The sequence below is a fragment of the Pseudomonas cichorii genome (assembly GCF_019719005.1).
Classification (GTDB): domain Bacteria; phylum Pseudomonadota; class Gammaproteobacteria; order Pseudomonadales; family Pseudomonadaceae; genus Aquipseudomonas; species Aquipseudomonas cichorii_E.
In genome coordinates this window covers 42,264-62,466 of sequence record NZ_JAIGPJ010000026.1, presented here as the reverse complement: position 1 = coordinate 62,466, position 20,203 = coordinate 42,264, and the positions used below count along the sequence as shown (strand labels likewise).

The 20,203-nt window shown below is 59.7% G+C and carries 19 protein-coding genes; 8 read left to right on the top strand and 11 right to left on the bottom strand.

Annotated elements, in window-relative coordinates; translation table 11 throughout:
- The 5 genes from K5D32_RS18075 to cbiE form a co-directional block, all read right to left on the bottom strand.
- Positions 1–462, bottom strand: a complete 462-nt coding sequence (locus K5D32_RS18075; protein ID WP_221594196.1) for a copper chaperone PCu(A)C — start codon at positions 460–462, stop codon at positions 1–3.
- A gap of 55 nt (positions 463–517) precedes the next feature.
- On the bottom strand, positions 518–895 hold the full coding sequence (locus K5D32_RS18070) for a DUF2946 domain-containing protein (RefSeq protein ID WP_221578543.1): 378 nt from the start codon (positions 893–895) through the stop codon (positions 518–520).
- Between the two features lie 98 nt (positions 896–993).
- On the bottom strand, positions 994–1,719 hold the full coding sequence (locus tag K5D32_RS18065) for a cobalt-precorrin-6A reductase (protein ID WP_221601313.1): 726 nt from the start codon (positions 1,717–1,719) through the stop codon (positions 994–996).
- Positions 1,716–2,813, bottom strand: a complete 1,098-nt coding sequence (locus K5D32_RS18060) for a cobalt-precorrin-5B (C(1))-methyltransferase (protein ID WP_221601312.1) — start codon at positions 2,811–2,813, stop codon at positions 1,716–1,718. The genes K5D32_RS18065 and K5D32_RS18060 overlap by 4 nt, the downstream gene beginning before the upstream one ends.
- Positions 2,813–4,015, bottom strand: coding sequence for a precorrin-6y C5,15-methyltransferase (decarboxylating) subunit CbiE (cbiE, locus tag K5D32_RS18055; RefSeq protein WP_221601326.1), 1,203 nt, complete (start codon positions 4,013–4,015; stop codon positions 2,813–2,815). Before cbiE ends, K5D32_RS18060 begins: the two co-directional genes overlap by 1 nt.
- A gap of 129 nt (positions 4,016–4,144) precedes the next feature.
- On the opposite strand from cbiE, the gene cobG reads away from it, so the two are divergent.
- The 8 genes from cobG (at position 4,145) to K5D32_RS18015 (ending at position 11,930) form a co-directional block, all read left to right on the top strand.
- Positions 4,145–5,485 carry a precorrin-3B synthase gene (gene cobG, locus K5D32_RS18050; protein WP_311775791.1) on the top strand — a complete coding sequence of 447 codons (1,341 nt, stop codon included), beginning with the start codon at positions 4,145–4,147 and terminating at the stop codon, positions 5,483–5,485.
- Positions 5,482–6,108, top strand: coding sequence for a precorrin-8X methylmutase (locus K5D32_RS18045; protein WP_198727653.1), 627 nt, complete (start codon positions 5,482–5,484; stop codon positions 6,106–6,108). The genes cobG and K5D32_RS18045 overlap by 4 nt, the downstream gene beginning before the upstream one ends.
- A complete protein-coding gene (locus tag K5D32_RS18040) occupies positions 6,108–6,839 on the top strand; it encodes a precorrin-2 C(20)-methyltransferase (protein ID WP_221601324.1) in 732 nt (243 codons plus the stop codon). The genes K5D32_RS18045 and K5D32_RS18040 overlap by 1 nt, the downstream gene beginning before the upstream one ends.
- Entirely contained in the window at positions 6,839–8,542 is a 1,704-nt protein-coding gene (gene cobJ / locus K5D32_RS18035) for a precorrin-3B C(17)-methyltransferase (RefSeq protein WP_221601308.1), read from the top strand. Before K5D32_RS18040 ends, cobJ begins: the two co-directional genes overlap by 1 nt.
- Before the next feature lie 198 nt (positions 8,543–8,740).
- The gene (locus K5D32_RS18030; protein ID WP_221578537.1) at positions 8,741–9,388 is read left to right on the top strand and encodes a hypothetical protein; all 648 of its coding nucleotides are present in this window, start codon (positions 8,741–8,743) and stop codon (positions 9,386–9,388) included.
- 311 nt (positions 9,389–9,699) lie between these two features.
- Positions 9,700–10,491: a hypothetical protein gene (locus K5D32_RS18025; RefSeq protein ID WP_221601306.1), complete on the top strand. Its 792-nt coding sequence runs from the start codon at positions 9,700–9,702 to the stop codon at positions 10,489–10,491.
- Positions 10,492–10,563: 72 nt separating this feature from the next.
- Positions 10,564–11,274 carry a hypothetical protein gene (locus K5D32_RS18020; protein ID WP_221601304.1) on the top strand — a complete coding sequence of 237 codons (711 nt, stop codon included), beginning with the start codon at positions 10,564–10,566 and terminating at the stop codon, positions 11,272–11,274.
- Positions 11,271–11,930, top strand: coding sequence for a hypothetical protein (locus K5D32_RS18015; RefSeq protein ID WP_221601302.1), 660 nt, complete (start codon positions 11,271–11,273; stop codon positions 11,928–11,930). The genes K5D32_RS18020 and K5D32_RS18015 overlap by 4 nt, the downstream gene beginning before the upstream one ends.
- A 4-nt stretch (positions 11,931–11,934) precedes the next feature.
- Here K5D32_RS18015 and K5D32_RS18010 read toward each other — a convergent pair whose 3' ends face one another.
- From K5D32_RS18010 to dusB, 6 genes are all read right to left on the bottom strand, one after another.
- The gene (locus K5D32_RS18010; RefSeq protein ID WP_201005026.1) at positions 11,935–12,531 is read right to left on the bottom strand and encodes a MarC family protein; all 597 of its coding nucleotides are present in this window, start codon (positions 12,529–12,531) and stop codon (positions 11,935–11,937) included.
- Positions 12,532–12,570: 39 nt separating this feature from the next.
- On the bottom strand, positions 12,571–15,357 hold the full coding sequence (locus tag K5D32_RS18005) for a hybrid sensor histidine kinase/response regulator (protein WP_221578533.1): 2,787 nt from the start codon (positions 15,355–15,357) through the stop codon (positions 12,571–12,573).
- Positions 15,358–15,448: 91 nt separating this feature from the next.
- Positions 15,449–16,744, bottom strand: a complete 1,296-nt coding sequence (purD, locus tag K5D32_RS18000; RefSeq protein WP_025262145.1) for a phosphoribosylamine--glycine ligase — start codon at positions 16,742–16,744, stop codon at positions 15,449–15,451.
- Positions 16,745–16,909: 165 nt separating this feature from the next.
- Entirely contained in the window at positions 16,910–18,511 is a 1,602-nt protein-coding gene (gene purH, locus K5D32_RS17995) for a bifunctional phosphoribosylaminoimidazolecarboxamide formyltransferase/IMP cyclohydrolase (protein WP_221601300.1), read from the bottom strand.
- Between the two features lie 86 nt (positions 18,512–18,597).
- Entirely contained in the window at positions 18,598–18,918 is a 321-nt protein-coding gene (gene fis, locus K5D32_RS17990; protein ID WP_002555375.1) for a DNA-binding transcriptional regulator Fis, read from the bottom strand.
- Positions 18,915–19,928, bottom strand: coding sequence for a tRNA dihydrouridine synthase DusB (dusB, locus tag K5D32_RS17985; protein ID WP_025262143.1), 1,014 nt, complete (start codon positions 19,926–19,928; stop codon positions 18,915–18,917). The genes fis and dusB overlap by 4 nt, the downstream gene beginning before the upstream one ends.
- Positions 19,929–20,203: the final 275 nt, after the last annotated feature.

Below are 20,203 nucleotides of genomic sequence, written 5' to 3'. Positions count from 1 at the left end.
TCAATGCTTGTGTTCAGGTTCCTGCTTCTGGACCACGACCTGTACGTCGATATCGCCAGCTTTCTCGAAGTGCAGCGTCATCGGAAAACGCTGGCCCAATGCGAGCATGGACCGGTCTTTGATACCCAGCAACATCACATGATAAGCCATGGGCGCAAAACTGACCTTGGCACCGGCTGGAACGTCGACTGACGGGACCTGGCGCATTTTCATCAGGCCATCTGCCTGCACGTGTTCATGCAATTGTGCTTCACCGGCGATAGGGGTTTTGACGCTGAGCAGGCGGTCGGCGCTGTTGCCCTTGTTCTCGATGGTGAAATACGCCGCGACGGTCGGCGCATTCGGTGGCAGCTCCATGGACCACGGGTGGCCGATCAACAGCTTCCCGCCGGTGTATTCATGGGCATTGGCAAAACAGGCAGGCAGCAACAATGCCGCCAGCATGAGGGCTTTCTTGAGCATGGGTGATTCTCCGGTCAATTCATTCAGGTGCGTCAAGACACGTGCGAAGTGAATATCAGGTTAGCGGAGAGGCTCGGGGATTGGCGCTTGGCCATTGCTGGCGAGGCGAGGTGTGGATCACAAAAAGGGCAGGCGGGAAGTATTCCGGTCCGGGCCGTGTCTGCGGGCCATGGGTAAAGCCGGAGGGGATGACGACAATGATCGAACCTGAGCAGCATGCGCAATGCTGCATGCCCGAGTGATCGTCATTGCCGGGAATGCTGTTTGTCGCATCGCCCAGGGAAATCGCCACCAGACGCGTGCCGCTGCCACTACAGAAACTGCCCCACAACACCTGATCACCCTGAGAACGAGGCGACAGAGGCATGGCCAGCAGGCTGAACAGCACTGCAAAGCAGGCAATCCAGACCGATGTTGTCCGGCGTTGGGACATTACGGTTTCCGTTTTATCGAAGGGACCCATCAACCCCGCCATTTAGCCTGAATGGTGACGATAAGTAAAAAGGGAGGCGTGTGGCCGGGTGTCGCGGGTTATTTGCGAAGGGCACTAAGGGCATGCAGGGTTTCTTCGACACTTCTCAACACCCGATCCACCTCCGGCAACTCCGGCCGTTTCAACACCAGCACCGGCAACCCGCGTTCCCGGGCGACTTGCAGTTTGGGTTCGGTGGAGCTGCTGCCGCTGTTCTTGCTGATCAGGACGTCGATCTGGCGACGCTCGAAGAGGGTGCGTTCGTCTTTGAGGTGGAAAGGGCCGCGTGCGCCGATCACTTCGCAGCGCTCGTTGCCGGGATATGGGTCCAGGGCGCGGAGGGTCCAGAACTGGTGTTCGGGGATTTCGTGCAGGTGTTGCAAGGGCTCGCGGCCCAGGGTGAACAGTGGGCGCTTGAAAGGCCGCAGTGCCGTTGTCAGATCGGCCCAGTCAGCCACTTCGCGCCAGTCATCGCCAGGGCCGGGCTGCCACGCCGAACGACGCAGCGCCCAGCACTCGATACCCGCCAGACCCGCAGCAACAGCGGCATTGCGGCTGATTTGCGCGGCATAGGGATGGGTGGCATCCAGCAACAGGTCGACACCCTGTTCACGGATGAACTGCGCCATGCCTTCTGCGCCGCCATAGCCGCCAACCTTGAGCTGGCAGGTCAGATCCGTTGGCACGCGGCCAACGCCCGCCAGGCTGTAAATGTGCTCCGGCCCCAAGGTGCGGGCGATGGCCAGAGCCTCGGTTACGCCGCCCAGTAGCAATATGCGTTTCATGCAGTCACTCCGGCTTGTCCCACAATCCCGCCTTGACGATCAATGGCAAAAACCTCCACCTGAACTTGCGCCGGGACCACACTACGGGCGAAGTCCAGGGCGTGCTGGCAGACCGCATCCCCCAAAGGCACACCCGCCGCTGCGCTCATGGCCAACGCCTGCTGGCTGGTATTGGCGTCGCGGATCTGCTGCTGCAACACTTCATCGGCACCGACGTCGGCTGCCCATTGCGCCAGTTGCGGCAGGTCGATGCTGGAATGGCGGCTGTGCAGGTCCATATGCCCGGCAGCCAGTTTGCTGATCTTGCCGAAGCCGCCGCAGAGGCTCAGTTTATCCACAGGCACTTTGCGCAGATGCTTGAGCACTGCGCCCACAAAGTCGCCCATTTCGATCAAGGCGATATCCGGGATTCCGTAAACCCGGCGCATGGTGTCTTCGCTGGCATTGCCGGTGCAGGCGGCGATATGCAGGTAGCCATTGGTCTTGGCGACATCGATACCCTGATGGATCGATGCGATGTAAGCCGCACAGGAAAACGGCCGGACAATGCCGCTGGTGCCCAGAATCGACAGCCCGCCAAGAATGCCCAGGCGCGGGTTCATGGTTTTCAGCGCCAACGCTTCACCGCCTTCGACGCCCACCGTCACCTCGAAACCGCCCGCATAGCCCATCTCCTGCGCCAGCCCCAGCAAATGCTCGGTCATCATGCGCCGTGGCACCGGGTTGATGGCGGGTTCGCCGACATTCAGCACCAGACCGGGGCGTGTCACCGTGCCCACGCCGGGGCCTGCGACAAAACGCACGCCCGGTTCGGCATCAAGCCGCACACGGGCAAATACCAGCGCGCCATGGGTCACGTCGGGGTCGTCTCCGGCATCCTTGATGGTTGCCGACTCCGCGCCATCTTCCCAAAGGCGGCAGAACTCCAGGCGCATCTGCACCTGTTTGCCCTTGGGCAGCACGATCTGCACCGCATCGCTGGCGTGTCCGCCAAGCAGCAGGCGCGCCGCCGCCAGGCTGGTCGCGGTGGCGCAACTGCCCGTCGTCAGGCCACTGCGCAGCGGGGCGGGCTGTTCGGCGGTTTCTTCACGCATCAGGGTTTGACCACATCCAGCAGAGTGATAGGCAATGCCTGACGCCAGGTATCGAATTCGCCCAGAGGTTTGGCATGGGCGACGTGGATGCGGGTCAGCTCACCGCCATGCTGTTCGCGCCAGGCCATCAGGGTGATTTCGCTTTGCAGGGTCACGGCATTGGCGACCAGCCGGCCACCGGAGCGAAGCTGTTTCCAGCAGGCTTCCAGCACGCCGGGGCGAGTAACGCCGCCGCCGATGAAGATGGCATCAGGGGTTTCAAGGCCATTCAGCGCTTCGGGCGCACTGCCGCGCACCAGTTGCAGGCCGGGCACGCCCAGCGCGTCACGGTTGAATTCGATCAGATGCTGACGGCCTTCATCAGCCTCGATGGCCAGGGTCCGGCAGGTGGGATGGGCGCGCATCCATTCGATGCCGATGGAGCCGCAACCCGCGCCCACATCCCAGAGCAGTTCGCCGGGCAGCGGAGCCAGACGCGCCAGGGTGATTGCCCGCACATCGCGCTTGGTGAGCTGGCCGTCATGCTCGAACGCCGAGTCCGGCAAGCCTGCCAGCGTACTCAGGCGCGGGGCGTCGGCGCTGGCGCGGCAGTCGATGGCGACCAGATTCAGCGCCGCGATCTCCGGGTTGCCCCATTCGCTGGCCAGTCCGTCGATACGCCGCTCGGCTTCGCCGCCCAGATGTTCGAGCACGGTCATGTGGCTGGGGCCGAAGCCGCGCTCGCGCAACAAGCCGGCAATGGCTGCCGGGCTGCTGCCATCGTTGCTCAGCACCAGCAGGCGCAGGCCATGGTGAAAGTGTGCGTTCAGGGCGGCCAATGGGCGGGCGACCACCGAAAGCGTGACGACGTCCTGTAACGGCCAGCCCAGGCGTGCCGCGGCAAGGGAATAGGAGGAGGGCGCGGAGACAACGCGCATTTCTTCGATGGCGACCACGCGGGCAAGGCTGGCACCGACACCAAACAGCATCGGATCGCCGCTGGCCAGCACGCAGACTTCGGCACCGCGCTGCTCCAGCACCGGATTCAGGGAAAACGGGCTGGGCCAGTTGCGGCGTTCTGCGCGGATGCAGCGCGGTAACAAGGCCAGTTGGCGCGGGCTGCCGAACACCTGATCGGCGTGCAGCAGCGCATGCCGGGCATTCTTGCCCAGGCCTTTGTAACCGTCTTCCCCGATTCCCACGACTGTCAGCCACGGCGACATGTGCATCCCTCGATCCAAACTTCCGACAGAGCGTCTTTTCATGCTGGCGGACAAAGCAGGCATAATACCGCGCCCGATAGGCACATGTGCCTATTGAAGCTGCAACCAGAGTCCAGATCGGGTGATTCATTGAACGAGCCGAAGTACGCTCGCAAGTCCTCCATAGCCATTCGCCCCTCGGCCTGTCCGGGGTTGCTGCGTATCGTCCCGGCTCTGGACGGCGGAATCTGCCGTATCAAGCTGGCTGGTGGCGTGATCACCAGCGCCCAGGCGTTGGCGGTGGCCCAGGCCGCGAGCACTTATGCACAGGGCGTGATCGAGGCCACCAACCGGTCCAACCTGCAGCTTCGCGGGATCGGTGCCGATCATGACGGGCTGATCGAGTCGTTGATGGCTGCCGGTCTTGGGCCTGCCAATCCCGATAGCGACGATGTACGCAACCTGATGCTCAGCCCGACTGCCGGGCTGGACCCGCAGATGCTCTTCGACACTCGACCACTGGCGGCGCAGATTCTGGCGTCTCTGGAAACCCACGCCCGTTTTCATGAACTGTCGGCCAAGTTCGCCCTGTCGCTGGACGGCGGCGAGGCGCTAGTCATGCTTGAACATCCTCATGACCTGTGGCTTTCGGCGCTGGCGGTGGACGGTGAAGTGCTGCTGGCCTTCGGACTGGCCGGTTGCCCAGCCCATGATCGCCCGCTGGCAGCGGTGCCACTGACGAACGGGCATGAACTGGTTGTCGCGTTGCTGGAGCTGTTTCTCGATCTGGCCAGTGCCGAACACACTCGCATGCGGCATTTGCTGGCTGAAGTGCCGGTCGAGGAAATCCTCCGTCAGTTGGCGGCGCGACTGAGCGTGCCCCTGCGATCTGATCAAAAAATAACCGGATGGCAGCGTCCGAACCCTGGCGACAATCGTCACCTCGGCATTTATCCACAGGCGCAACCCGGCCTTGTGTCAGTCGGCGGCGCAGTACCCCTCGGACGTCTGGATGCCGCGATGCTCACCAGCGTCGCCCGGCTGGCCAGCGAAAAAGGCGATGGCACCTTGCGGCTGACGCCCTGGCAAAGCCTGTTGTTGCCCAATGTTCCCGGCGAGCGGGCACAAGAGGTGATGGCGGCCTTGCAGGTGGCGGGCCTGATCTGTTCCAGCGAGCAGCCGCTGTCGCGCATCGTTGCCTGCACCGGTTCTGCCGGTTGCGGCAAAGGGCTTGCCGATACCAAGGCCGATGCCCTGTTGCTGGCCGAGCAGTTGCCCCCCGGCGAAGCGGCGCACCTGACCGGTTGCGGTCGCTCCTGTGCGGCGGCCCATGTCGCGCCTGTGACCTTGCTGGCGGTTTCGCCCGGCCATTACGACCTCTATTTTCGCGATGCAGCACATTCCGGTTTCGGTGTGCTGCGTGCGCGTGACCTCACTATTGAAGCAGTCGGCGCGCAGCTGGCAGCCGACTCACGGAGCAGTTCTGCATGATTGATTACATCCGCGATGGTCAGGAGATTTATCGCAACTCCTTCTCGATCATTCGCGCCGAAGCGCGTCTGGACACGATCCCCGCCGACCTGGAAAAACTCGCCGTGCGCGTGATCCACGCCTGCGGCATGGTCGAGGTCATCGAAGACCTGCGCTTCTCCCCGGGTGCCGGTACGGCCGGGCGCAATGCACTGGCGGCGGGCGCGCCGATTCTCTGCGATGCGCGCATGGTGTCCGAAGGCATCACCCGTTCGCGGCTGCCGGCCAACAATCAGATCATCTGCACCCTGCATGACGAGGGTGTTCCGGAAATGGCCCGTGAACTGGGCAATACCCGCTCCGCCGTGGCGCTGGAGCGGTGGCGTCCGCATCTGGAAGGCAGCGTCGTGGTGATCGGCAATGCACCGACCGCGCTGTTCTATCTGCTGGAAATGCTTGATGCAGGCGCCCCGAAACCGGCCTTGATCCTCGGTTTCCCTGTGGGCTTCGTTGGAGCGGCCGAGTCCAAGGCCATGCTGGCTGCCGACAGCCGTGGCGTGCCCTTCGTCATCATGCAGGGTCGTCGCGGCGGTAGCGCCATGGCAGTGGCCGCGGTCAATGCACTGGCGACGGAGATCGAATGATGCAGGCTCGTGGTCGATTGATTGGCCTGGGCGTCGGCCCCGGCGACCCGGAACTGATTACCGTCAAGGCGCTGCGCCTGCTGCGCGAATCCCCCGTCGTGGCTTACTTCGTGGCCAAGGGCAAGAAAGGCAATGCGTTCGGCATCATCGAAGGTCATTTGCAGGAAGCCCAGACGCTGATGCCGCTGGTCTACCCTGTGACCACCGAAGCGCTGCCTGCGCCGCTGTCTTACGAGCAGGTCATCAGTGACTTCTATGACGAGGCCAGCCTCGACGTGGCAGCCCATCTGGATGCCGGTCGCGATGTAGCGGTGATCTGTGAAGGCGATCCGTTCTTCTACGGCTCTTATATGTACCTGCATGATCGTCTGGCCGAGCGTTACGAGGCCCAGGTGATTCCAGGTGTGTGCTCGATGCTGGGTGGTGCGTCCGTGCTGGGTGCGCCGCTGGTCTATCGCAATCAGAGCCTGTCGGTACTGTCCGGTGTGCTGCCGCACGACGAACTCAAGCGCAAGCTGGCCGACGCCGATGCGGCGGTCATCATGAAACTGGGCCGTAACTTTCCCAAGGTGCGGGATGTGCTGACAGAGCTGAGCATGGCCGGGCGTGCGCTGTACGTCGAGCGCGCCACCATGGCCAATCAGAAGATCGTGCCGCTGGATGAGGTCAATCCCATGTCGTCACCTTACTTTTCGCTGATCATCGTTCCCGGTGAAAGGTGGCAAGGCTGATGGTCCTGAATATTCCAGCCATTGTGATCCTGGGCAATGGCAGCCTGGCTACTGCGCGACGCATCCAGCAGCTTTACCCGGACGCGCTGATTCATGGTCTTGCCGAGCGGGTGCAGGGTGCGGACAGCACTTACACCGAGTTTGGTGCGACCCTGCGCCAGTTGTATCAACAGAACACCCCGATTATTGCCCTGTGTGCCGCCGGTATCGTGATCCGGACCCTGGCGCCACTGCTGCTCGAAAAGGGTGCCGAACCCGCCGTGCTGGCTGTGGCCGAAGATGGCAGTGCCGTCGTGCCGCTGCTGGGCGGATTGGGTGGCGTGAATGTCATGGCTCGTGAAATAGCCGCGGGCCTTGGCGTTGCACCGGCTATCACCACCAGTGGCGAACTGCGTTTCGGCACCTGTTTGCTCAACCCGCCCAGTGGTTATGCCCTGGGCGATCTGGAACTGGGCAAGCGCTTCGTTTCCGATCTGCTTTCCGGCGAGCGCGTGCGTATCGAAGGCGCTGCGCCCTGGCTGGCTCAGGCGCAGTTGCCGGAGGACCCACACGCCGAGCTGGCCATTCACGTGGGCTGTGCCGAGCGTGAGCCTTCAAGTAACGAATTGCTGATTTACCCACGTAGCGTGCTGGTCGCCGTCAGTGAAACCGGCCCGCAACTGGCCGACAGCGTACGTGCGGCTCTGCACGAAGCCCGAGTGGCTGTGCAATCCCTGGCCTGTCTGCTGGCGGGTGATGCGCAGATGGCGGATGCCGACTTGCATCAGGCGGCTGCCGATCTGGGTGTGCCAGTGCGTTTTGTCCAGACCGAAACTGCCAGTGAAATGGCCCGGCATGCGGTGCCGCAACTGCTGCCGCCCATCAGCGTGGGCGAGGGCATGGCGATTGCGGTTGCCCGGCAGCCGCTGGATGTTCAACAGATCGGCCGTGGACGCGGTCGGCTGGCGGTGATCGGCCTTGGGCCGGGTGCTGCCGAGTTCATGGTGCCTGCGGTCAAGGCCGAGCTGTCCCGTGCCAACGATGTGCTGGGCTATGAAACCTATGTGCGCATGGCCGGGCCATTCCGGGCCGATCAGGTGCTGCACTGCACCGACAACCGCGAAGAAATGCTGCGTGCCCGCCATGCGTTCGAGCTGGCTGCCCAAGGGCGTTCGGTGGTGGTGGTGTCGTCCGGTGATCCGGGCGTATTCGCCATGGCCTCGGCTGTGCTGGAAGCGTTGCATGAGTCCACGGACCCCGAATGGCATGCCGTCGAGCTGGAAATCCTGCCGGGCGTCTCGGCTTCCCTGGCGACTGCTGCTCAGGCTGGCGCGCCATTGGGGCATGACTTCTGTGTCATGTCGCTGTCGGACAACCTCAAGCCCTGGGATGTGATCGAAAAGCGTCTGGACCTGGCTTCTCAGGCTGATCTGGCTCTGGCTTTCTACAACCCGATTTCGCGCTCACGCCCCTGGCAACTGGGCAGGGCGCTGGAAATCGTGCGTCAGCACCGCAGCCCTGAAACGCCCGTGACGCTGGGGCGTGATATCGGTCGTCCGGGGCAGACATTGCGTGTCATTACCCTGGGTGAGCTGACGCCTGAACAGGTAGATATGCGCACCATGGTGCTGATAGGTTCTTCGACCACCTGCACTTTTGCCCGCTCTAATGGCGAGCAATGGGTGTATACGCCGCGCTGGTATCCGGTCAAACCGGGTAGCTGATGTCTTTCGCGAATGAATTTCCCCCTACAAATAGTAGGAGCGAATTCATTCGCGAAGGCAAAACGTAAGAAGTCTCTTTAAATCCTGCGGGTGGTTGTTTATTGTTTTTGTAATTTCCCTCAGGCCGCTATTTCTCTTGTTGTATAACCGTGTCAGTCTGGCTAGTTTCATGTCCTTGTTTCTATAAGGATGTAGATAATGACAAGTCAAACTTTCAATGCCCTGATCGCGGGCAGTAACATTGTTTCCTTCTCTTCCAGTGTCTCAGTGCAGGCGCGGCAGGATATTGCAGATATGCTGTTGTATGCCGAGTTCTTTGCCACCCAGAGTTATCGGCCAAACGAGTTCTGGACCAGCTGGCTCAACTATTACCGCAGCAGCCTCGTCCGCTCAGGGTGCAAACTCAAAAGCCAGATCGTCAAGCAGCCGATGGTGATTAACGATGCTGAAGAGCTGGATGTCATCAGTTTCGATATCACCGGCTCAGTAAGTGTCGGCAACCTGCTGGAGCTCACCCGGCGCTCATTCAAGGCGGCTCGGCTCAATCAGTATGCGCAGCATTTCTTTCAGTACGGCTCGGGTTCTGGGGCGGTTGGCAATTTTCAGGTCGTGCCCTGTGAAGAAGTTGCCGGGGAGGTGCACCTTCTGCTCTGCGGTCTGAATGCCAGCGCCACTGTCACCTCGGATAGCCGTGGTGGGGACTCGTGGATCAAGCGCGAGATGGTGGTGCGTCTGGGCGGTGGTGTCTACGGTTTCACAAGCGCCGCTTTTGCTCCCCAGAGGGAGCGTATCCGCGCCCGCTTGAAGGAAGTCGGCAACTTCAATATCCGGCAGATAAACATCTGAATTATTTGCTTACGGCAGAAGCTGTAAGAAATGTTCCATCTATGAATCGGGTTTTTGGAACGCCTGGATGTCATCCAGGCTCCTCAAGGGTGACGGACATAAAAGATTTTTTGAACATAACGTTCGATCTATCCCTTTGCCTATCTTGTGTTTTTGGTATGTGCGGTATTTATTTGTTTTGTTTTTAATTGTTTGCCGGGGTCCTACTTTTTGCCGTTTTCAGCTTTGGCACGGTATGGAGAAACGCAAAGGCATGGGGTAGCTTTGAATTGTCCCTTACGGATGAACTTTACTTGAAAAGGAATTTGAAAATGTTTGATGTAGTTGAAAAAAGCAAAATCGAAATCGCTAACTGTGACCTGGGTGACTGTGGTCATCAGGAACATGTCGATAACAAGCGGAAGTCTTTGGGCCTTATGGAAGTGGATGAGAAAAATCCTGGTGCACTGGTTGCCGGCGATACCGTTGTCTCTATCGTTTCCGGCATGTCGAAAGAGAACAAACAGATTCTCAAGGACAGTGTTCTGCTCGCTTCGCTGGCCGCCAACAAGAAGTACCTCGACAGCAATGAAAATGCCGTGCAGTGGTATGAAACCTTCACCAAGGTGCTGGGTTACTGCGGCTGGTTCTCCCAGTCCAAAGAGCTTTCTGACTATCGAAGCAGCAATACGCGTTTCACCATGGAGCAGGAAGCACTGAAGATTCTGGAATCGGCCATCGTTGCCATGGCAGTGCCAGGTCCGACCTCTGTATTGCTGCTCAAGGTCGCCAAGGATACCGTCAAGGCTCTGCAGTCCAGCGACAAGCCACTTCGTTTGTTCGAGAACTCAAGCAAAACCCACAAGAGTGCCAAATTCACGATCGCATCCGCCGCCGAGTCCAGTGATGGTGAAGTGGTCATGGCCATGGGTGCAGTGAACTTTGTCACGTCTCAGGACATCACCAACGTGCTGTTCTGGGAGTGGAACAATGCTTCTGTTCGCATCAAGCGTGCCGAGAACAATCTGGTTCTCAACCCTCAGCATTATGCGCGGGTAAAGGGTGAGGTTGAGGCGAAGCTGACGGCAAATGCCCGATTTGCCCTGGCTGAATTCGAGATCTGATGTGTTGTTGAGCCGCGGTTCGCCGCGGCTTTTTTTTGATGAGCGTAGTGAGGGCGTCTTATGTGCAAAGGAATGCAGCAGAGTTATATCAATGCAGGCAGCCTGTTCTTTTTTTCCAGCGGTGTTTCCCCTTCATTCATGGCGGATGTGCTGGACTGCAGCCTGTATAGCCAGTTGGCCGCTTCGGCCAAGCATGAAAAGTTTGTCGAGCCTGTCGAATGGCGTCAGACCTATCTCAATGCGCTGACCCGCTTTCGCTGCAATATCGTTTACCGCGAAGTGCAGGATGCGCCTCTGGAGTACGCAGGTTCACTGTGGGCCTACACTAGGGAAAAGCTGGCCAGGCGCGTGTCTTTGTCGCTTGTCGAGCGTGCAGAGTGCATCTTGAAACGCTTTGCGGATGGCACCGAATCGGAGGCCACCACGGCCTTGTTGGCGGAGCAAACGACGCATTGTCTGCCGGTTCTGGCGCTCCCTGAACCGACCACGGAGCCGGACGCAACAGGCCAGCAGGATTGCTCGGTCATCCTGCAACTGGCGTTCGTCGATGTCGAACCAGTAGTCAACCTGATCATTCTCACTTTCAAAAGCACGCCACCTGCAGGTGAGCTGCCGCTTGCGCAGTTGTTTGCCGAACTGGGCAGCGTGAAGGGGCTGGAGATCGCACATGTCTCAGCCGAGCTGGATGAACATGGTTTCGGTTATTTCAGAAAGGATCTGATCGCCAGGATGGGAGCCAGACGGGACAAGTTGATTGTTGCTCTGAGGGAGGATGAACCATGAGTTCAAACTCTCTGTTGATGGCCAATAATCTGGTTTCTTTCCTGCCTGGCTTTGATGCGCAGGAGCGGGCGGATATTCAGGATTGCCTGTTACTGGCCGAGCTGTGTGCTTTCGAGGCTTTTGATCGCAAGAAAAACTGGGATGGCTGGATCAATGCTTACCAGCAGAAGCTGGTGGCGTGCGGGCTTTCACGCACATCGGTCATTGACCAAAAGTCTGCGGTATTCAAGAAGCCCAAGGATTTTCAGAGCCAGGCCGCGCTGCTGGTGGCGCGTATTACTTCTCCCCGGCTCGCTGAGCTGGCGAAATCCTCGCTGCAGGACATGTTCAACAGCGAGCATGCGAAGGTTTTCTTCAGCAGCTGGTTCAGTGTGGGGCGCTCCGAAAGCTTTCAGATGGTGCCTTGCGAGAAACGTGAGTCCGGGCAGATCCATATCGTGATCTGTGGGCTGCAAATGATCAGTCTTACCAGACCCAAGCCCTGGTATTCATGGATTTCGAAGATTCCCATGTGGCCGCTCAACTATGAAATGAAGTTGTTGCTCAAGGGTGGAGGCTTCGTCTTCGACAATACCCAATACGCTTTGAATCGCGACCGTGTGCGAAAGGAGTTACAGGACAGGGGAGCGGAGCGTATCAAGCGCATTCCGCTCTGAAGTATCAGGGCACCAGATACCCTCTGACTCCGGTGAAAATGATTTGCGCTGCCAGGGCGCAGACGAACAACCCCATCAGACGGCTGACAATCTGCAAGCCCTGGTCACCGAGGATGCGTTCGATTCGGTCCGACAGATACAGAACGACACCAACGCTGAAGCTGGCCAGGGCAATACTCAGGATGGCAGTGAGCTTGTCATCCCAATGAGGCTGGCTGACCCCCATGACCAGCAGCGCACCGATGGTGCCCGGGCCTACGGTGATCGGGATGGTCAGCGGGACGATGGTGACATCCTGCTGGATGTTATCGGTCTGTACCGCCGATTTGCCTTGCGCCATGCCCAGCGCCGAAATGAACAGCACGCTGCCTGCGCCAATCCGGAAGGCATCCACGGTGATGCCGAATACATCGAAGATCACCCGGCCGAACAGATAGAGCAGAACGCTGGAAATCAGCGTCGCCAGCGCGACTTTCCAGGCCAGACGCCGCTGCTCCTTGCGTGAGTGGCCACGGGTCAGGCTGATGAAGCAGGAAAGTACGAAAAAAGGGCTATAGAGCACCAGCATCTTCAGATAAACGCTGAACAGCACATGAAGCATGGTCTTGGCTCACTTGGGGAAAGGCTTTGTCATGGCCCGTCAGTTCTGCTGGTAGAGGTTGCCATTGGACGTCAGGGTGCGGGTTGCCTCGCGCTGTTCGACCCAGTATTCGATCAACTCCCTCAACTGCGACAACTCGATGGGTTTTGCCATATGCCCGTCCATACCCGCCTGACGGGCACGATCCTTGTGTTCGGTCAGAATGTGCGCAGTCAGGGCCACTACCGGAGTCCGCACCCGCTGGTTGCCCACTTCCCAGGCCCGTAGTTGCTCGGTGGCCGAGAAACCATCGAGGATTGGCATTTCACAGTCCATGAGCACCAGGTCGTAACGCTGTGCCTTCATGGCTCGCAGCGCTTCTTCGCCGTTGCTGGCGGTGTCGGGGCGCAGGTTGAGTTTGCCGAGCATGCCGCGAATGACCTTGGTCGAGATGGTGTTGTCTTCGGCTACCAGAATACGGAAGTCGCCGGGCACGCTGACCGGCGTGTTCAAGGCAGGCTGCGACGAAAGCGGAACGACACCCTTGTTCAGTTGAGTCAGTTCGTCTGCCAGCGTGGTCTTGAGCGTATAGCCAGCCACCGGTTTGGCCAGAATGCGCTTGATGCCGGCATTGCGGGCGATGATCTTGCTGGGTGCATTGCTGATGCCGGTGAGCATGATCAGCAGGATGTCGTGATTGAGGCTCGGGTCTTCCTTGATCTTGGCCGCCAGTTGCATGCCGCTCATGCCGGGCATGTTCTGGTCGAGCAGTACCACATCGAAATAGTCGCGCAAGTTCGCCTTGGTACGCAGCAACGCCAGCGCTTCCTTGCCGGACGGCACGGCACTGACGTTCAGGCCCCAGGCGCTGCACTGCTGCACCAGCACTTTGCGGCAGGTATCGTTGTCATCAACCACCAGCACGCGAGCATCCTTGAGCGGGCCGTCCAGATCGGTGGTCGGCTGCTCCAGCAGCTTGGCGTCCAGTGGCAGGCTCAGCCAGAGTGTGGTGCCCTGAGTGTGGCCGCTCTGGATACCGAATTCGCCATCCATCAGCTCTGTCAGCCGGCGCGCAATGACCAGCCCCAAGTGGCCACCGAGCTTGTTGCTGGTCAGGAAGTGCTTGCTGTGCAGTTCGGTGTGCATCAATGCATCGCGCTCTTCCGCGGACAACGGCATGCCACTGTCCTGCACCGAGATGCGTACGCGATGTTTGCCGGGCTTGGAGTCAAGCGCGACCGCCAGCAGGATTTCGCCTTCCTCGGTTTTCTTCAGCGCGTTTTCCAGCAGGCTCAGCAGCGTCTGGCGCAGACGTGTCGGGTCGCCACTGATGACTCGCGGCACCTGGGGATGGATCAGGCTGATCAGTTCGACGTTCTGCTGTTCGGCCTTGGCGCGGAATATGTTGAGGCAGTCCTCGATCAGGGCGCTGATATCGAATTGCACGTCATCGAGTTCGATCTGGCCCGACTCGAGCTTGGAGATATCAAGGATCTCGTTGATCAGTGTCAGCAGTTCGTTGCCTGCGCTGTGGATGGTTTCCACATAGTCGCGCTGCTTGACCGAAAGCGGGGTATCCAGCAGCAGTTCGGTCATGCCGAGCACGCCGTTCATGGGCGTGCGGATTTCGTGGCTGATCTTGGCCAGGAACTCGGCCTTGGCGTTGACTTCCGCCGTGCTGGCGGCCTGATCGCGGCTCAGGCTGAACTTGTCCTCGGTAATGCTGCGCGAGCGTTCGTTGAGAGCGATGCTCATCAGCAGGCCGCAGATACAGAAAACCCCCAGCAGGGCGAGGATCAGCCATTGCGGCGGGATCAGGCTCAGCCACAACAGACCCGGCACGATCACCAGATAACCGAGGTTGAAGAGGATCATCGAGGCCACGAACGTCCGCGCCGGACGGTAGCCTTTCTGCCAGTGCCAGACCGATACCGTCAGGATGCTCAGCGTGGTCAGGGAAACCAGCAGGAAGGTCATGACGTTGAGTGGCACGCTGTCGAACAGCAGTACCAGCAGCACGCCGGTGCCCATGAGCACGGCATCGACCTGCATCAGTCGGTCGAGTACCTTGATGCCTCGATGCACGAAGAAGCAGTAGGTGTAGAACAGGCCGGCCACGGCGGCGAGCAACAGCGCAACGTGGGCCCCCGGCGTTTGCGCGATATGCCAGGTCTTGGCCATGTCGATCAGGTTGAGCAGCAGGAACGCGCTCAATGCCAGCAGGGTTTCACAGGCGGCCAGCCACAGGTTGCTGCGCGACTTGGTGTGCCAGTAGCGCGTGAGGTTCTGGATGATCAGCATGATCAGCGCGCCGAACAGCAGGCCGAACAGGAAAGGTTCGCGCTCGTCGGCCGCGCTGGCTATCGCCGGTTGCAGCGTGATGCTGGGGCGCAGTTTCTGGGTCGAGACGAGTCGCAGGTACAGGTCCAGCGGGACATCGCTTTGCGGTACGGGGAGCAGGAAATCGTTGGAGGGCAGTCGCTGATCCTGCTTGGGCACATCGTTGCCGGTGCGCAGGTGGTCGACCAGCTTTTCGCCTTCGATGATGTACAGGTCTCCGCTGGCCAGGTCTGGCGCGAAGATGCGTATCAGTTGTTCGTGTCGGGTAGGAGGTACCCGGTAGTGCAGCCATAACGCGCTGTCGCGGTCGGCTGCCGTGACCCGTTCAAGGTCGATGGGGCTGAACTGGTTCTGGTAGCGGGCCGAGCGGATATCGTTCAGTTGCAGGCTTGCCTGTTCGTCGAGCAGCGTGGACCACCCTGCGCCATGCTCGGCCTTGGCCGTGAGCATGAAGAGCAAGGACAGTAGTCCAGCTGTTGAAACTATGGCAATCCTGAGCCAGCGCACGGTGATATCCCTTCCTGAGTGAATGCCTGATAACAGTGCGCAGCGCCGGAGCAACCGACCAGCCCCCTTGTCAGGGGCTGGTCCGGCAGACTTACTCCTGACTCTCACCACGCTCACGGGCAATGGCACGGTAGCCAATGTCCTTGCGGTAGAAGCAACCTTCCCAATCAATCCTTGCAGCCAGGGCATAGGCATTTTCCTGTGCCTTGCCGACTGTTTCGCCCAGAGCGGTTGCGCACAATACGCGACCGCCGCTGGTGACGACACGCTCGTCCTTGAGTGCTGTGCCTGCATGGAAGACCTTGCCCGGCAGTTGTGCTGCAGCATCCAGACCTTCGATCGCGGCGCCCTTGGCGTAATCGCCAGGGTAACCACCGGCAGCCAGAACGATGCCCAGACTTGGACGAGGGTCCCACTGTGCCTCGACCTTGTCCAGTGCCTGTGCCAGCGCAGCTTCGACCAGCAGCACCAGGCTCGATTGCAGGCGCAGCATGACCGGTTGGGTTTCCGGGTCGCCGAAGCGGCAGTTGAACTCGATGACTTTCGGGTTGCCTGCCTTGTCGATCATCAGACCAGCATAGAGGAAACCGGTATAAACGTTGCCTTCTTCTGCCATGCCACGAACAGTTGGCCAGATGACCAGATCCATGACGCGCTGGTGAACTTCGGCAGTCACCACAGGCGCCGGGGAGTAAGCACCCATGCCGCCAGTGTTCGGACCGCTGTCGCCGTCGCCGACGCGCTTGTGGTCCTGGCTGGTGGCCATTGGCAGAACATTCTTGCCATCGACCATCACGATGAAGCTGGCTTCTTCGCCGTCCAGGAATTCTTCGATCACGACCCGCGAACCGGCTTCGCCAAAGGCATTGCCAGCCAGCATGTCGCGCACGGCGTCTTCGGCTTCGGCCAGCGTCATGGCAACGATCACGCCTTTACCGGCAGCCAGGCCGTCAGCCTTGATGACGATCGGAGCGCCTTTTTCACGCAAGTAAGCCAGTGCAGGCTCGATCTCGGTGAAGTTCTGGTAGTCGGCGGTCGGGATCTTGTGGCGAGCCAGGAAGTCCTTGGTGAACGCCTTGGAGCCTTCAAGCTGAGCAGCACCGGCAGTCGGGCCGAAGCAGTCCAGGCCACGGCTGCGGAACAGATCCACAACGCCTGCGACCAGCGGGACTTCCGGGCCGACGATGGTCAGGGACACGTTCTTCTCGGCGAAGTCGGCCAGTTGCTCAAGAGCCAGCACGTCGATGGCGACGTTCTCGCACTTGGCTTCGATAGCCGTACCGGCGTTGCCCGGCGCAACGAAAACCTTCTCGACCCGCGGGTCCTGAGCCACTTTCCAGGCCAGAGCGTGTTCACGACCGCCGCTGCCGATAATCAATACGTTCATAAGTGAAAGTCTCCTTCGGAGAAAAGCTACAAGCTGCAAGTGAAGGCTGATCGCGCAGCTCTCGAACTACAGCTTATGGCTTTGAAAAATGGAACTGCCGCATCAAGAAAGAACGGTGCAATCCGCTCTTTCTTGTCGCTTGCAGCTTTAGGCTCAAAACTGCAATCAATGGCGGAAATGACGCATGCCGGTGAATACCATCGCAATACCCGCTTCGTCTGCTGCCGCAATCACTTCGCTGTCGCGCATCGAGCCGCCTGGCTGGATGACGGCAGTGATGCCGGCCTTGGCGGCATTGTCGATGCCGTCGCGGAACGGGAAGAAGGCGTCGGATGCCATGACCGCGCCCTGAACCTGCAGGCCTGCGTGCTCGGCCTTGATGGCGGCGATGCGGGCAGAGTTAACGCGGCTCATCTGGCCGGCGCCGACACCGATGGTCTGGCGGTTCTTGGCGTAGACGATGGCGTTGGACTTGACGTACTTGGCGACTTTCCAGGCGAAGATCAGGTCGTGTACTTCGTGTTCGGTCGGTGCGCGCTGGGTGACGATCTTGAGGTCGGCAGAGGTGATCATGCCGATGTCGCGGCTTTGTACCAGCAGGCCGCCATTGACGCGCTTGTAGTCCCAGGCCGCGCCACGTTCGGCAGCCCATTGACCGGTGGTCAGCAGGCGAACGTTGGCTTTGGCGGAGACGATGGCCGCAGCTTCAACGCTGACGCTTGGGGCGATGATGACTTCGACGAATTGACGATCGACGATGGCCTTGGCGGTTTCGGCGTCCAGCTCGCGGTTGAAGGCGATGATCCCGCCAAAAGCGGATTCGGTATCGGTGGCGTAGGCCAGTTCGTAGGCCTGGCGAATGCCGCCTTCGGGGCTTACGGCAACGCCGCACGGGTTGGCGTGCTTGACGATCACGCAGGCCGGCTTGACGAAGCTCTTGACGCATTCCAGTGCAGCATCGGTGTCGGCCACGTTGTTGAACGACAGTTCCTTGCCTTGCAGCTGGGTAGCGGTCGCGATGCCGACTTCGGCAGGCCTGGCTTCAACGTAGAACGCCGCGCTCTGGTGCGGGTTCTCGCCGTAACGCATTTCCTGCGCCTTGACGAACTGGGTGTTGAAGGTACGCGGGAACTGGCTGCGGCCTTCGGTGCTGAGGGTTTCTGCGCTCTGGTCGACGCTGCCCAGGTAGTTGGCGATCATGCCGTCGTAGGCGGCAGTGTGCTCGAAGGCCTTGAGCATCAGGTCGAAACGCTGAGCGTAGGTCAGGCCGCCGGCCTTGAGGTTTTCCAGGACCTGAGCGTAGTCACTGGCATTGACCACGATGGCGACGTCCTTGTGGTTCTTCGCAGCGGAGCGAACCATGGTCGGGCCGCCGATATCGATGTTCTCGATGGCGGTCGGCAGGTCGCAGCCCGGCTTGGAAACCGTGGCTTCAAACGGATAGAGGTTGACCGCAACCAGATCGATCGGCTTGATGCCGTGCTCGCTCATGATTGCATCGTCGATGCCGCGACGACCCAGGATGCCGCCGTGGATCTTGGGGTGCAGGGTCTTGACCCGGCCATCCATCATCTCGGCAAAACCGGTGTAGTCGGCTACTTCCACGGCTGCAACACCGTTGTCCTGCAGCAGCTTGAAAGTACCGCCAGTCGAAAGAATCTCTACGCCCAGCGCTTCAAGCTCGCGTGCGAATTCGAGGATTCCTGTCTTGTCGGAAACGCTGATCAAAGCGCGGCGGATCGGCAGGCGGGTAGTCTGGTCGGTCATTTCAATTTCCATCAAAAGCAAAGGAAGTCAGCAAAAAAAGGCGACCGCTGTGCAAGGTGGGTCGCCTTTTCTGTATTGAATAATGCTTAAAGCAGATCGTACTGCTTGAGTTTCTTGCGCAGCGTGCCGCGATTGAGCCCCAGCAGTTCGGAAGCCTTCGTCTGGTTGCCCTTGACGTAGTTCATCACGCTTTCGAGAAGCGGAGCCTCGACTTCCGACAACACCAGGTTGTAGACGTCAGTGACGGAAGCGCCTTCGAGGTGGGCGAAATAATTGTGCAGCGCCTTCTCTACACTGCCGCGCAGGGTCTGGCCCTCTTCGCTCGGCGTGTTGAGGTGCTGTTTCAAATTGACGTTGTCGCTCACGGGTGTTGTTCCACTCACTAAAGTCTCGGTCATCATCGTCATGCGGCCACCTCTTCTTTATTCTCGTTATCCGGGCCCCTGTAGCCTTGGCTCAAGAACTCCCGGACGTTGGCGCACTGTGCTTCCGTATCTTCCAAACGATTGAAATGGGCGCGAAATTCCCTGGCGCCCGGCAAGGTTGCGAGATACCAACCGACATGCTTGCGTGCAATACGCACGCCCATCACGTCTCCATAGAAGGCGTGCAGGGCTGTCAGATGTTCAAGCAGAATACGTTCCACTTCACTCACCGGCAGCGCCGGCAGTTTCTCGCCGGTACGCAGGTAGTGATCTATTTCACGAAAAATCCATGGTCGCCCCTGGGCGGCCCTGCCAATCAACAACCCGTCCGCTCCGGTGGCCTGCAGCACGTACCGGGCTTTCTCGGGTGAAACGATGTCTCCATTGGCAAACACCGGAATCGACATCGCCTGCTTGATTTCGGCGATGGTGTCGTACTCGGCTTCACCGGTGTAAAGGTCTGCACGGGTCCGCCCGTGAACCGCCAGCGCCTGTATGCCGGCCTGCTCGGCGATTCTGGCGACCGTAAGGCCGTTCTTGTTATCGCGGTCCCAGCCGGTGCGGATCTTCAGGGTCACCGGTACATCGACTGCGGCCACCACGGCCTGCAGTATTTCACTTACCAGCTTTTCATCTTTCAGAAGCGCCGAACCTGCGGCCTTGTTACAGACCTTCTTGGCCGGGCAGCCCATGTTGATGTCGATGATCTGGGCACCCAGTTCGACATTGGCCCGCGCTGCCTGAGCGAGCATCTGTGGATCGCCACCGGCGATCTGGACCGAGCGGGGCTCGGGATCACCTTCGTGGATCATGCGCAGACGCGATTTGCGACTGTTCCACAGGCTCATGTCACTGGTGACCATCTCCGACACCACAAGCCCTGCGCCGAGTTCTCTGCACAGTTGCCGGAAAGGCTGGTCGGTGACACCCGCCATCGGGGCGAGGATCAAGCCGTTCTGTAACGTATATGGACCGATGCGTACCGCCGACATAGCTTTACCTATCGTGGGGCCGAATCATCCGCAGGCCGTGTAAAAACCGTTCTACACGGTCTGCAACAGCCCCGTCTTCGGTTGCTTTCGCAACATTCAGACCGAACCGAGAGTTTGAAAAAGGGTTGGCATGATACCCGCTCTCGATGACTGGATAAAGGCTGAATTGGATAAAATCTGAACAGTTATTTTCTTATCGCCAACGGTTCGCTTCTTGAGCGAATTGTCATGAAAACGTCGGTATTCAGGCTGTCTGCCATGGGAAAACGTGCCTT

Bases quoted from the DNA above. Each gene is read 5' to 3' on its own strand.
- K5D32_RS18075 (WP_221594196.1), bottom strand. From the start codon at position 462: ATGCTCAAGAAAGCCCTCATGCTGGCGGCATTGTTGCTGCCTGCCTGT.
- K5D32_RS18070 (WP_221578543.1), bottom strand. From the start codon at position 895: ATGTCCCAACGCCGGACAACATCGGTCTGGATTGCCTGCTTTGCAGTG.
- K5D32_RS18065 (WP_221601313.1), bottom strand. From the start codon at position 1,719: ATGAAACGCATATTGCTACTGGGCGGCGTAACCGAGGCTCTGGCCATC.
- K5D32_RS18060 (WP_221601312.1), bottom strand. From the start codon at position 2,813: ATGCGTGAAGAAACCGCCGAACAGCCCGCCCCGCTGCGCAGTGGCCTG.
- cbiE (WP_221601326.1), bottom strand. From the start codon at position 4,015: ATGTCGCCGTGGCTGACAGTCGTGGGAATCGGGGAAGACGGTTACAAA.
- K5D32_RS18045 (WP_198727653.1), top strand. From the start codon at position 5,482: ATGATTGATTACATCCGCGATGGTCAGGAGATTTATCGCAACTCCTTC.
- K5D32_RS18040 (WP_221601324.1), top strand. From the start codon at position 6,108: ATGCAGGCTCGTGGTCGATTGATTGGCCTGGGCGTCGGCCCCGGCGAC.
- cobJ (WP_221601308.1), top strand. From the start codon at position 6,839: ATGGTCCTGAATATTCCAGCCATTGTGATCCTGGGCAATGGCAGCCTG.
- K5D32_RS18030 (WP_221578537.1), top strand. From the start codon at position 8,741: ATGACAAGTCAAACTTTCAATGCCCTGATCGCGGGCAGTAACATTGTT.
- K5D32_RS18025 (WP_221601306.1), top strand. From the start codon at position 9,700: ATGTTTGATGTAGTTGAAAAAAGCAAAATCGAAATCGCTAACTGTGAC.
- K5D32_RS18020 (WP_221601304.1), top strand. From the start codon at position 10,564: ATGCAGCAGAGTTATATCAATGCAGGCAGCCTGTTCTTTTTTTCCAGC.
- K5D32_RS18015 (WP_221601302.1), top strand. From the start codon at position 11,271: ATGAGTTCAAACTCTCTGTTGATGGCCAATAATCTGGTTTCTTTCCTG.
- K5D32_RS18010 (WP_201005026.1), bottom strand. From the start codon at position 12,531: ATGCTTCATGTGCTGTTCAGCGTTTATCTGAAGATGCTGGTGCTCTAT.
- purD (WP_025262145.1), bottom strand. From the start codon at position 16,744: ATGAACGTATTGATTATCGGCAGCGGCGGTCGTGAACACGCTCTGGCC.
- purH (WP_221601300.1), bottom strand. From the start codon at position 18,511: ATGACCGACCAGACTACCCGCCTGCCGATCCGCCGCGCTTTGATCAGC.
- fis (WP_002555375.1), bottom strand. From the start codon at position 18,918: ATGACGATGATGACCGAGACTTTAGTGAGTGGAACAACACCCGTGAGC.
- dusB (WP_025262143.1), bottom strand. From the start codon at position 19,928: ATGTCGGCGGTACGCATCGGTCCATATACGTTACAGAACGGCTTGATC.